Below are 12,591 nucleotides of genomic sequence, written 5' to 3'. Positions count from 1 at the left end.
GTATGCGGAAAATTTTATTAGCGGAAGACGACCCGAATTTGGGCGAAATACTAAAGGATTACCTAGAACTAAAGGGTAAATTTGATGTTAAACTATGCCAGGATGGAGAGGAGGCTTTGCGCACCTTTAGCAAAGAAGAGTTCGACCTGTGTATCTTAGATGTGATGATGCCGAAAAAGGATGGCTTTTCACTCGGGAAAGAAATTCGAAAAGTGAACGAAAGCGTACCCATCATTTTTGCTACCGCTAAAGGTATGATGGAGGATAAAACCGAAGCCTTCAATTTAGGAGGTGACGATTATATTACAAAACCATTTCGAGTAGAAGAATTGTTATTGAGAATTAATGCCCTATTGAAAAGAAGTTCCTTCCAGGAAAGGGGTGTTGAGGAGGAACTTCCGGTTAAATTCAAATTAGGGGAATATAACTTCGACTATACAGCCCAATTGATTAGCCGCCATGGCCAACAACAGAAATTATCTACTAAAGAGGCGGAGCTCTTAAGGATGCTCTGTTTAAAGAAAAATGACGTGCTTACACGGGAAGAAGCCCTGATAAAAATTTGGCATGACGACAATTATTTTAATGGTCGTAGCATGGACGTCTTTTTAAGTAAACTTAGAAAATACCTTAAAGAAGACCCGAAGGTAGAAATTGTGAATGTACACGGGAAAGGATATAAGTTATTAGTGGGCTAATGAATAAGCTCCCCAACATGTTTTCGGATATTATCTGTCATTTTTTCTAAGGGTAAGTCATTGACATCCGTGCCAAAAGGGTCTTCAATTTCTTCGGCGATAAGCTCGAGTGATGTTAATACATAAAAAGCAAAAACAACGGCCGGTACGACAAAGTATCCGAGTGAAAACACAAAGCCATACGGTAAGGTTAGTACATAAATTGAAATAAACTTTTTGATAAAAGAGGTATAGGTGAAGGGTATCGGCGTGTTTTTTATTCGTTCACAGGCGCCACATATATCCGTAAAGGACAAAAGCTCGGCATTTAATATTATTAATTGGTCTCCGCTGATAACGCCTTCTCTGTACAATGTATCCGTTCTTTTAAAGATCATAGCAGCCACCTGATTAGGGCCATGCTTGTTTTCATCTAGGTGGTTGAACTCCGGGTGATCTTTTTCGTCTAACATGAAACGTGTTTGACTGGACTGTAAATGCTCTCGAAGTGTGCTTGCAAATAAGGGTATACTCTTTTTATAGAAGCTTCGGTTTCCCTTATCACCCTCGGGCAAAAGACTTTCAATTCGCAATGCAAGGTTTCTGCTATTATTCGTTAACTGCCCCCATAACTTTCTCCCCTCCCACCAACGATCATATGCTGTGTTCGTTCTGAATACCAGTAAGATCGATAGGACAAATCCAAGCAAACTGTGCATAGAAGGAATATTTCGCAGCCAGCTTTTCTCAGACAATTTAAGGTATTCTATTTCGAGATAAGCAATCGCCCAGGCATAAATCGCCATTAAAATAAGATAGGGATATAATTTTTTTATAGTTTCAGAACGGTGAAAAGATAAAACGGCATGCAGCCAGTCTTTTGGATTGTAAATAATCATTGCTAGAAATGAAATTGTGCGTGTAAATCTAAAAAAAGAAGATTAAAATTTCATCGGATGGTAAATGCTATAAATTAAAGGTAATTCCTTGAGCCAATGGAAGCTTGTCCGAATAGTTGATGGTATTGGTCTGTCTTCTCATATAAGCCTTCCAGGCGTCAGACCCGGACTCTCGTCCTCCACCCGTTTCTTTTTCACCTCCAAAGGCACCCCCGATTTCGGCGCCCGATGTGCCGATATTGACGTTAGCAATGCCGCAATCGGAGCCGTTAATAGATAGAAAATGCTCTGCTTCTCGTAAATTGAGTGTCATAATTGCAGAAGAAAGACCCTGCGGAACATTATTTTGTATAGCGATTGCTTCTTCTAAATCTTTGTACTTCATCACATATAAAATAGGGGCAAAGGTTTCTTGTTGAACGATTTTGTAATGTGGTTCAACTTCCGCAATACATGGTTTAACATAACAAGGCGAAGGATACCCGTCTCCTTTCAAAACGCCCCCTTCTACAATGAACTTACCTCCCTCCTGTTTACATCGTTTAATGGCTTCAAGATAGGAGTTGACAGCGGCCTCGTCAATTAATGGGCCGACATGATTCGCTTCGTCTAGCGGATTTCCTATCTTTAACTGTTTGTATGCATCAACCAATTGGACTTTAAAGGATTCATAAATGGACTCATGAATGATGAGTCTACGAGTGGTGGTGCAACGTTGCCCTGCAGTTCCAACAGCGCCAAAAACACTGGCTAATAAAGCGGTTTTCGTATCCGCATGCGCTGTAATAATGATAGCGTTATTACCGCCGAGTTCAAGGATGGTTCTGCCCAACCGAGCAGCTACAGCTTGGGCAACCGATTTTCCCATACGTGTTGAGCCCGTTGCGGAAAGGAGCGGAATACGTGGATCTGATGCCATCTGTTTACCTAACTCGGCGTCACCCTGAATAAGGCAAGAAATCTCTTGAGGTAGGTCATTCCTATTAAATATTTCAGATACGATTTTTTGACAGGCTAAAGCAGTTATGGGCGTTTTTTCAGACGGTTTCCAAAGACAAACATTGCCGCAAACCCACGCAATTGCGGCATTCCAGCTCCAAACAGCAACCGGGAAGTTAAAGGCCGAAATAATGCCAACGATACCCAATGGAAGCCATTGTTCGAACATTCGATGAGCCGGACGTTCTGATTGGGTCGTTAATCCATACAATTGCCGGCTCAAGCCAACCGCAAAGTCGCAAATGTCAATCATTTCCTGCACTTCTCCCAAACCTTCTTGTAGGCTTTTTCCCATTTCGTAGGAAACGAGCCTTCCAAGATCTTGTTTATGAAGCCGTAGCGCATCGCCAATCTGACGGACAATTTCTCCTCTTTTAGGTGCAGGAACCTGTTTCCACTGTGAAAAAGCGACGCCGGCCTTTCCGACTAATGCTTCATAATCTACACGAGTGGTTATCGGGACAGCAGCGATAGCTTTGCCATCCACGGGGGAGAAACTCGTTATAGAAGGCGAGGTGCCGCTAACATTTTGAATACAAAGTCGTTCTAAAATCGAGGAAATATGAATCGCTTTCATAAAAATGCCTTTTCAATTGAATGTATGCTATACAAACCTAAAGTAAAATTCCGGAAAAATATGTATATTTGTATATATAGATACAAAGGTTAGTAGGGGTTGTTTAATCCTCCAAGAGATTGCCGCTGGTGAATGTTATTAACAAAGTACTTCAAAAAACAAAATTGTAAAAGCTTATGAGACAAAGCCTTGGGTTTTTATTTGTTTGTTTGTGGAAAACTAAATTCTTAGAATAAGAGTTTTAACAGTAATTTGAAGGCATTATTTCATCAGCAAGTGTATTAGCTAAGCTGTTCGTTTTTGTACATATTGGCATTATGATTGAACGTTAATAAAGATTCCGTCTGGAGTCTGGTTCTGTTTTATGTGATACGTGGAGGGGCAAAGATAAAGAACTACTAATTATTTTAATTGCGATGGAAGACGATTTTGATTTTGAATTCTCTGAAGACCCAAAGTTTTCGGTAGAACGTTACGAAGAGATGATCCGTAATGAGGATCAATACTTTTTTGACGCCCAAGCATTTGAGGGAATCATCGATTATTATATGGAGAAGAATGATCCCGTAAAAGCTCTTCAAGTAGTTGATTACGCGGTTAACCAGCACCCCTTTGCCGCCATTTTTTATATCAAGCAAGCGCAACTATACTCTGTGACCAATCAATTGGATTTAGCATTAAAGGCGCTAGACAAAGCTGAGTTATTGGAAGCTTCTGAACCCGATATATATCTTATTCGTGGCGGGATTCTTGGAACAATAGATCGATACGAAGAGGCTATTGCAAACCTGGAGAAAGCGCTGTCTCTAACAGAGAATCCGGACGAGATATTCTTGCAAATGGCTATGCTTTTTCAAAATAAAGGCGACTATGAGCAAGCGATCAAATACCTAAAAAAGAGCCTTGAGCATAATATGGAGAACCAGGAAGCATTATATGAACTGGCTTTCTGCTATGATGTTTTAGATCGGCAAGAGGAAAGTATCGGGTTTTATCTTCAATACATTGATAATGAACCATATTCCTATGCTGCCTGGTATAACCTTGGAAACGCATATCATAAATTAAGTTTGTATGAAAAGGCGATCGATGCCTATGATTATGCGATATTGATTAAGGAAAATTTTGCCTCGGCTTATTTCAACAAAGGAAATGCATTGGTAAATTTAGATCGATATGCCGAGGCGATCGATGTTTATAAGGAGACCTTTGAGTACGAGCCGCCTAGTGCGGAGACCTACTGCGCTATTGGAGAATGTTATGAGAAGTTGGAACAAATGGATGAAGCAAGGTCGTATTATAAAAAGGCAGTGAAAATTGATCCGAAGCTTGGAGATGGTTGGTTTGGAATTGGTGTGACGCTTGATTACGAAGAACGCTACTTTGAATCCTTACATTTTTACAAAAAAGCGTTGGATATTGATGATCAAAATCCGGAATATTGGTTTGCAATAGCTGATGCCCGCTATAAGTTAAAGCAAATCGCGGAGGCCGAGGCTGCTTATGAAAAGGTGGTGGAATTGAATCCGCTTGATACGGAAGCTTGGCTTGACTATTCATCGATTTTATATGAGCAAGAAAAACTTACAACCGCTATTGAAGTAATATCAGAAGCTATAAAGAACAACCCCGATGCTCCTGAGTTATATTATAGAATGGTGGCTTATATGTTTGCTGCAGGAAAATATACAGAAGCGCTGAATTTTCTGGAATTGGCCCTGACGGCGGATCCCGAAAAATATCACATACTATTTGAATATCTCCCCCAACTACAAGATAATAAGGTGATTCTAGAAATTATCAACAAGTTTACCAAGTAACAATTACATTTTATCAACATGAAAGTATAGCAGTGTTGATTTTTTTTTTCACCTTTGCATTCCTATGAACTTTGAGTTAAATAATATCCCAATACGGACGCTCAAGCCTCGGAATAATGGGATAACGATGGTGATGGATAAAGGTATGAGTACCCGGCAGGCTCAAGATTTCATCGAAGTTGCTGCACCACATACCGATATAGTAAAATTGGGATGGGCAACATCCATGGTTACTCCAAAGCTTGAAGAGAAGTTACAGATTTATCGCGATGCACAGATGCCTTTTTATTTTGGAGGCACCTTGTTTGAAGCTTTTTTGATAAGAAATCAATTCGACGCATATCGGAAAGTACTTGATAAGTATAAGATGGAATATGCAGAAATATCCGATGGATCGATCATCTTACCCCACGAAGAAAAATGTAAATATATTGACATACTGAGTAAACAGGTTACGGTCATCTCAGAAGTTGGATCAAAAGACGATAAAAAAATAATAGCGCCCTATCGTTGGATCGAGCTTATCAAAGCGGAATTAGCGGCCGGGTCCTGGAAAGTCATTGCCGAGGCGAGAGAAAGTGGTAACGTAGGAATTTATCGTGAAACAGGAGAAGTGCGACAGGGACTCATTGACGAGATACTAACGCAGGTTCCGCAAGAGTCCATTATTTGGGAAGCCCCTATAAAAGCGCAACAGGTTTGGTTCATTAAATTGATTGGAAGTAATGTCAATTTAGGCAATATAGCGCCACAGGAAGTTATACCTTTGGAAACAATACGTCTTGGACTACGAGGCGATACGTTTGACCATTTTATTTCTATGTAGTTTTGCTAAGTGAAAAACATAGTAAATATATGTTTGTTAAATTCTAACGAAAGACGGGGCAAAGGTTCCCCGGATATTATAAATAGTGATGAAGAAATTTGGATTGATTGGATATCCGCTTAAGCATTCATTTTCTAAGCAATATTTTAACGAAAAGTTCGAAAGGGAGGGTCTCAAGGATTACCATTATGAATTATTACCGCTCCCCAATATCAGCGATCTACCCGATTTATTAAAGCAGCAACCAGAGCTTTGCGGTCTTAATGTAACGATACCACATAAGATTGGGGTTATGTTTTATCTTGATAAAATATCGCCTGAAGCGAAAGAGATTGATGCCGTTAATTGTATAAAGATCGTAAAATCGAATCCGGTTGAATCTTTTTTTAGTGGAGAAATGTGCATGAAAAAGGTTCAGCTGGAAGGGTATAACACGGATGTTTACGGTTTTGAGGAGTCCTTAAAACCTTTACTGAAGAAACAGCATTCAAAGGCGCTCGTTTTGGGTAACGGCGGTGCCGCCCGTGCCGTCTTTTATGTGTTAAAAAAATTGGGGATCGACTATGAGGTGGTTTCTAGACGAGCAAATCCTAAGCAGTTTTCTTACGAACAATTAAATAAAGAAATAATTGAAGGGCATCTGCTTATTATTAACACCACTCCTCTTGGAACCTTTCCGAAGGTAGATGAAAAGCCCGAAATTCCCTATGAGTTTATTGGTGAACGGCACTTGCTTTATGATTTGGTTTACAATCCGGAAGAAACGGCCTTTTTAATGGAAGGAAAGAAACGTGGAGCAATCATAAAGAATGGTTTGGAAATGCTTCACCTACAAGCAGAAAAGAATTGGGAAATATGGAACTCATAACCATAGAGAATCGCTAACTTAGCAAGGTGACTTCGAGAGGAATAATAGTAATTATATGCGTTCTTCTTTTAGGGCTATTTTCTTCATGTGGAAGAGATTATGCGCCTAAGCCCCGCGGTTATTTTCGGATTAAGTTTCCCGACAAGAAATATCAAGCCTTTAAAGGAGCATGTCCTTTTCGTTTTGATTACCCTCGCTATGCGATTATTGAGCCAGATACCAATGTTTCGGCTAGACCTTGCTGGTTTGATGTAGTCTTTCCATCTTACAATGCCCGCATTCATCTGAGTTATTATCCGATTTCCAGCCAAAAAGTTTTTAATCAATTGGTTGAGGATGCCCGAACCTTTGCCTTTAAACATACGGTTAGGGCGACCGCCATTGATGAATCGACCATTTCATTTCCGGATGAGCGCGTGTATGGCATTTTATATTCCATAGAAGGCAACAGTGCGTCTTCGGTTCAGTTTTTTGTGACCGATAGTACCAGAAACTATCTAAGGGGGGCGCTTTATTTTCACGAAAAGCCAAGGCTTGACTCTATTCGGCCCGTATTGGATTTCCTTAAACAGGACATCAACGTAATGATCAAATCAATGAAGTGGCATTGACACACTCCGATTTGTTTTGTTGTTGTTGGAGAATGCCAAGCATTTTATCTAAGTTTGTTTATTATGATATACGTAAAAAGGTTTGAAAATAATCCCTTTGCCGAGAATACTTATATTTTATATGATGAGACGCACAACTGCGCCATAGTAGATCCGGGGATGTATACGACAGCGGAGGAAGAAAGTGTACTTCATTTTATTAGATCGAATAATCTGAAGCCCACCTTGTTATTGAATACCCATTGTCATGTAGATCATGTGCTAGGAAATAAGTTGATTTATGAGGAATTTGGGCTACTTCCCCAATTTCATGAGCATGAAGCGGCTGTGTTATCGGATGTACAAGTACGAGCGCCGATGTTCGGTTTACGGTATGAGCAGTCGCCTATACCAGAACATTTTTTGTCAATGGAGGGTAATGTGAGCTTTGGTAACACTTCCTTGCAACTTATCTTTGCTCCCGGCCATTCTCCCGGTCATTTGTGTTTCTATAATCAACAGGAAAAACTACTTATCGGTGGAGATGTGCTGTTTAGAAGAAGTATCGGTAGGACAGACCTTCCAGGAGGAAACCATCAATTGCTTCTAAAGCATATTAAAGAAGATCTGTATAGCTTACCGGATGATACCATTGTATACCCTGGGCATGGTCCGGAAACATATATAGGAGAAGAAAAGGTCAGTAATCCTTTTGTTAGAGCCTAAGTAACTTAATGTTATGAATACTGCCACCTTTATTGCCAAGCGGTACCTGTTCTCCAAAAAATCTGTTAATGCGATTAACATCATCTCGGCCATCAGCATGGTAGGTGTATTGGTAGCTAGTGGTGCGTTGATTGTAATCTTATCGGTTTATAATGGGCTAGAAGGTTTGATATTAAGTATGTATAGCTCCTTTTCCTCCGAATTGCGGATTGAACCAGCTTCCGGTAAAGTATTTAAAGAAGATACGGTTGTTTTTGAAAAAATCAAAAAGGATTCGCGAATAGCAAGCTATAGCCAGGTATTGCAAGAAAAGGTGCTTCTAAGATATCGGGAATACCAGTACATAGCAAACATGAAAGGTGTTGACCCATCTTATGGCCTAAATAGACCGGCAGATAACTTGTTATGGGATGGAACATTTGTGTTAAGCGAAAACGGAATAAATTATGCCCTATTGGGGGCGGGCGTTTTTACTAATTTAGGTATAAGTTTAAATAATATTCTAGCAGAGATTGAAGTTTTCTCACCAAAGAAAGGGGTTCGGTCAGCTCTCAACCCAGCTGATGAATTTAATGTTCGGAATATTGCACCTGCAGGGGTTTTCAAAGCACAACAAGAGCTTGATGATCTTATCATTGTTCCAATTGGTTTTGCCCGTGATGTACTTGGAGAATATGATGAAATTTCGGCGATTGAAATTAACCTTAAAAAGGGGGCCGATTTGAACCGTGTCCAGAAGGATCTTCAAAAGTTACTGGGAAAAAACTATAACATAAAAAACCAGGTGGAACAAAATCCGGGACTTTACAAGTTATTAAATAGTGAGAAATGGATGGTATTTTTCATTTTAGCGTTTGTATTGGTGATTGCAGCGTTTAATATCGTCGGATCATTGACCATGCTAGTCATCGATAAACAAAAAGATGTAGCGGTATTAAATAGCTTAGGTGCGCCACATGGACTGGTAAAGCGTATCTTCTTTTTAGAGGGAATCTTTATTTCCATGATGGGATGTTTAGGTGGCTTGTTATTAGGTGCAGTCTTTTGTATAATTCAGGAAAAGTTTGGTCTGGTACGTATGGGAACAACTACCATTGTCTCGGACGTTTATCCTGTATCCATGCGATGGTCTGATTTTCTTTTGGTATTTCTGACCGTATTACTAGTTTCAGGGACTGCGTCTGCTATTTCGTCGAGATTGAGTGTTAAAAATATGGAACAATTAAAGGCTTCGGAGTAGCTTCCGAAGGATTATTCTTAATTTATTACAGTGACAATAAAAGATATTTTACAACAATATAAGGAACACAAAGGAGTCTTATCGTTTACAAAAGCACTTCAGGGAGCCAAGCCTAGAATCCAATTAAAGGGATTGATAGGATCAGCCGACGCCATAACGGCGGTTTCGAGTTATCAGCTGCAGGAACGACCTTTTATTTTCGTATTACCCGATTATGAGGAAGCAGCGTTCTTTTTGAGTGATTTAGAGGGCCTCCTGGATAAGCAGGTTCTTTTTTTCCCCTCCTCTTATCGGAAACCCTTTGATTTTACTCAAGCGGATAGTGCGCATGTATTGCAGCGAGCAGAAACCCTCAGTACGCTGAATCACACTTCGGAATTGCCAAAGATGATCGTGACCTATCCGGAAGCGCTAGCAGAAAAAGTAATTAACCGGACTGAACTAAGTAAAAATACACTTGAAATATCCATTAATGCAAAGTTGGATATCGATTTTATCAATGAATTTTTGATAGAGTACGACTTTGAGCGAGTGGATTTTGTGTACGAACCGGGACAATTTGCAATTAGGGGAGGGATCGTTGATATTTTTTCATTCTCAAATGATTTACCCTATCGCATTGAGTTCTTTGGCAACCTTGTGGAAAGTATACGCACATTCGATACAGAGAATCAACTTTCTGTTAATAAGATTCATACGGTAACAATTGTTCCAAATGTGCAGGCGAAGTTTCTAACAGAGAACAATATTTCTTTACTGGAATATATCGATAGTGACGCCGTCATCTGGATTAAAGATGTCCAATTTACCCTTGACATTGTGCAATCTGGATACAAAAATGCCAGCAAACTTTGGTCCGCTTTATCGGCCCAGGACAAAGAACATAACCCCGAATGGATCGATCCTAAATTCAGCTTCACGGATGAAAAGATGCTTGCGAACCTGTTACAGGATTTTCCGGTAGTTGAGTTCGGTAAGCAATTTTTCTACGATGCTGATCATCAAATTCAATTTAATCAGCGACCTCAACCCTCTTTCAACAAAGATTTTGGACTACTTATTCACAATATAAAGGAAAATGAGGAGAAGAAAATCACCAATTGTATTTTTAGTGACTCTCCGAAACAGATCGAAAGGTTGTTTGCCATTTTAGATGATCTGGATAAAACGGTCAAATTTATTCCCATAAGTATTGCCTTGCGTGAAGGATTTAGCGATGAAGAGCTCAAACTAGCTTGCTATACGGACCATCAAATTTTTGATCGCTATTATAAATATAAACATAAAAAAGGCTATGCCCGGTCACAAGCGATTACTTTAAAAGAACTTCGTGACCTTAAACCCGGCGATTATATTACTCATATTGATCACGGGATAGGTAAATATGCGGGCTTGGAAAAAGTAGAAGTTAATGGCAAAATGCAGGAAATGATTCGCCTGGTTTACGCCGACAACGATCTGCTATATGTTAATATAAACTCCTTAAATCGGATTAGCAAGTATACGGGTAAAGATGGTACTGTTCCTAAAATGAATAAATTAGGAACCGATACTTGGGATAAGCTAAAAAGAACCACTAAAAAAAAAGTTAAAGATATTGCCCGCGATCTGATTAAGCTATATGCTCAACGGAAAGCGCAAACGGGGAATGCTTTCAGCCCCGACACTTATTTGCAAACGGAATTGGAAGCCTCCTTTATTTATGAGGATACACCAGACCAAGAAAAGGCGACCAACGATGTAAAAAAAGATATGGAGGCACCGCATCCGATGGATCGGCTCGTATGTGGTGATGTCGGTTTTGGAAAAACAGAGGTAGCTGTACGGGCTGCTTTTAAGGCAGTCGCTGATAGTAAGCAGGTGGCGGTGTTGGTTCCTACAACAATTTTGGCATTACAACATCACAGGACCTTTTCCGAACGGTTAAAGGGATTTCCTTGTAATATTGACTATATCAACCGGTTTAAAACGAGCAAAGAAATAAAGGACACGTTGAAGCGACTCGCCGAGGGTGAAATTGATATTGTGATCGGAACGCATCGCCTGGTAAGCAAAGATGTGAAATTCAAGGATCTCGGACTATTGATTATTGATGAAGAACAGAAATTTGGTGTAGGTGTTAAAGAGAAGCTTAAGCAATTGCGTGTTAATGTTGATACGCTGACGCTTACTGCTACGCCGATTCCTCGGACACTTCATTTTTCGTTGATGGGAGCAAGAGATTTAAGCATCATAAGCACTCCTCCGCCAAATCGTCAACCTGTACAAACGGAATTGCATGTATTTAATGAAAAACTGATACAAGAGGCGGTGGCCTATGAAATTAATAGAGGCGGGCAGGTCTTCTTTATCCACAATCGGGTGCAGGATCTTCGCCAATTGGGAGCTTTGATCACTAAGCTGGTGCCAAATGCAAGATGTGGTGTTGCCCATGGGCAATTGGAAGGTGATGCCTTAGAGGATGTCATGCTCAAATTTATTAATCATGAGTTTGATGTGTTGGTGGCCACAACGATTATTGAGGCGGGTTTGGATATTCCGAACGCAAATACCATTATTATTAACCATGCGCATATGTTCGGCCTAAGCGATTTACATCAAATGCGAGGGCGAGTGGGCCGATCCAACAAAAAGGCTTTTTGTTATTTATTGTCTCCTCCCCTTTCGACCCTTACACCCGAGGCACGTAAACGTCTGAGCGCCATTGAAGAATTTAGTGAACTGGGAAGTGGGTTCAATGTAGCGATGAGGGATTTGGACATTCGTGGAAGCGGAAATCTATTAGGTGCAGAACAAAGTGGTTTTATCGCAGAAATAGGCTTTGAAATGTACCATAAGATTTTGGACGAAGCTATCCAAGAATTGAAAGACGATGAATTTGAAGGGTTGTTTAAGGAGGAAAAGGCTAGAGTATATGTTAATTTTACGCAAATAGACACGGATTTAGAGGTATACATTCCAGATTCTTATGTAACCAATGTAGGTGAACGTTATAATCTATACAATCAAATGGCGTCGTTAAAGACCGAAAATGAAATCGAGTCTTTCGAGCAGGATTTGGCCGATCGTTTCGGGCCGGTACCATTGCCGGTAAAGGAGTTGCTAAATACGCTTCGTTTACAATGGCTTGGTAAAGAAATAGGTTTTGAGAAGATATCCTACAAAAAGAACGTGCTTCGGGGGTACTTCATTAGCAATAAAAAATCACCGTATTTTGAAAGTGAACGATTTGGAAAGGTTTTGCAGTTTGTTCAGCAAAATCCATCGGTTTGTAACCTAAAAGAAGTAAAAGGAAGTTTGCGTATCGGATTCGACAGAATTCAAAGCGTGGATGAAGCTGTTATGCTTCTTCAGGAATTAGCCCGTTAA

The 12,591-nt window shown here is 40.1% G+C and carries 10 protein-coding genes; 8 read left to right on the top strand and 2 right to left on the bottom strand.

Going from position 1 to position 12,591, the window contains the following annotated elements; translation table 11 throughout:
* The first annotated feature begins 2 nt into the window (after nucleotides 1–2).
* Nucleotides 3–698, top strand: a complete 696-nt coding sequence (locus M1D52_RS24615) for a response regulator transcription factor (RefSeq protein ID WP_013664625.1) — start codon at nucleotides 3–5, stop codon at nucleotides 696–698.
* Here the strand turns inward: M1D52_RS24615 and M1D52_RS24610 are convergent.
* Both M1D52_RS24610 and amaB read right to left on the bottom strand, forming a co-directional pair.
* Nucleotides 695–1,576 carry a bestrophin family protein gene (locus M1D52_RS24610; RefSeq protein ID WP_013664626.1) on the bottom strand — a complete coding sequence of 294 codons (882 nt, stop codon included), beginning with the start codon at nucleotides 1,574–1,576 and terminating at the stop codon, nucleotides 695–697. The two genes, M1D52_RS24615 and M1D52_RS24610, sit on opposite strands and share 4 nt — an antisense overlap.
* Nucleotides 1,577–1,643: 67 nt before the next feature.
* Nucleotides 1,644–3,152, bottom strand: a complete 1,509-nt coding sequence (gene amaB, locus M1D52_RS24605; protein WP_437394145.1) for an L-piperidine-6-carboxylate dehydrogenase — start codon at nucleotides 3,150–3,152, stop codon at nucleotides 1,644–1,646.
* 416 nt (nucleotides 3,153–3,568) lie between these two features.
* Here amaB and M1D52_RS24600 point away from each other — a divergent pair, with 416 nt between their 5' ends.
* The 7 genes from M1D52_RS24600 to mfd all read left to right on the top strand — a co-directional run bounded on the left by M1D52_RS24600 (nucleotide 3,569) and on the right by mfd (nucleotide 12,591).
* Nucleotides 3,569–4,972 (top strand): tetratricopeptide repeat protein, encoded by a 1,404-nt coding sequence (locus tag M1D52_RS24600; protein WP_013664628.1) that lies wholly within the window; start codon nucleotides 3,569–3,571, stop codon nucleotides 4,970–4,972.
* 64 nt (nucleotides 4,973–5,036) lie between these two features.
* Nucleotides 5,037–5,798, top strand: a complete 762-nt coding sequence (locus M1D52_RS24595; RefSeq protein WP_130854607.1) for a phosphosulfolactate synthase — start codon at nucleotides 5,037–5,039, stop codon at nucleotides 5,796–5,798.
* Between the two features lie 88 nt (nucleotides 5,799–5,886).
* Nucleotides 5,887–6,666, top strand: a complete 780-nt coding sequence (locus M1D52_RS24590) for a shikimate dehydrogenase family protein (RefSeq protein WP_013664630.1) — start codon at nucleotides 5,887–5,889, stop codon at nucleotides 6,664–6,666.
* 26 nt (nucleotides 6,667–6,692) lie between these two features.
* Complete coding sequence (gene gldD / locus M1D52_RS24585) at nucleotides 6,693–7,277, top strand: gliding motility lipoprotein GldD (RefSeq protein WP_130854606.1); 585 nt, start codon at nucleotides 6,693–6,695, stop codon at nucleotides 7,275–7,277.
* Nucleotides 7,278–7,340: 63 nt separating this feature from the next.
* Nucleotides 7,341–7,982: an MBL fold metallo-hydrolase gene (locus M1D52_RS24580; protein ID WP_437361260.1), complete on the top strand. Its 642-nt coding sequence runs from the start codon at nucleotides 7,341–7,343 to the stop codon at nucleotides 7,980–7,982.
* A 13-nt stretch (nucleotides 7,983–7,995) separates the two neighbouring features.
* The gene (locus M1D52_RS24575) at nucleotides 7,996–9,222 is read left to right on the top strand and encodes an ABC transporter permease (protein WP_437394146.1); all 1,227 of its coding nucleotides are present in this window, start codon (nucleotides 7,996–7,998) and stop codon (nucleotides 9,220–9,222) included.
* Between the two features lie 30 nt (nucleotides 9,223–9,252).
* Nucleotides 9,253–12,591 (top strand): transcription-repair coupling factor, encoded by a 3,339-nt coding sequence (gene mfd, locus M1D52_RS24570; protein ID WP_437394147.1) that lies wholly within the window; start codon nucleotides 9,253–9,255, stop codon nucleotides 12,589–12,591.

Source organism: Olivibacter sp. SA151, assembly GCF_054130995.1.
This window is presented reverse-complemented; position numbering and strand designations above follow the sequence as displayed.

Excerpts from the sequence above, each read along its gene's own strand:
- M1D52_RS24615 (WP_013664625.1), top strand. The coding sequence starts at position 3 with ATGCGGAAAATTTTATTAGCGGAAGACGACCCGAATTTGGGCGAAATA.
- M1D52_RS24610 (WP_013664626.1), bottom strand. The coding sequence starts at position 1,576 with ATGATTATTTACAATCCAAAAGACTGGCTGCATGCCGTTTTATCTTTT.
- amaB (WP_437394145.1), bottom strand. The coding sequence starts at position 3,152 with ATGAAAGCGATTCATATTTCCTCGATTTTAGAACGACTTTGTATTCAA.
- M1D52_RS24600 (WP_013664628.1), top strand. The coding sequence starts at position 3,569 with ATGGAAGACGATTTTGATTTTGAATTCTCTGAAGACCCAAAGTTTTCG.
- M1D52_RS24595 (WP_130854607.1), top strand. The coding sequence starts at position 5,037 with ATGAACTTTGAGTTAAATAATATCCCAATACGGACGCTCAAGCCTCGG.
- M1D52_RS24590 (WP_013664630.1), top strand. The coding sequence starts at position 5,887 with ATGAAGAAATTTGGATTGATTGGATATCCGCTTAAGCATTCATTTTCT.
- M1D52_RS24580 (WP_437361260.1), top strand. The coding sequence starts at position 7,341 with ATGATATACGTAAAAAGGTTTGAAAATAATCCCTTTGCCGAGAATACT.
- M1D52_RS24575 (WP_437394146.1), top strand. The coding sequence starts at position 7,996 with ATGAATACTGCCACCTTTATTGCCAAGCGGTACCTGTTCTCCAAAAAA.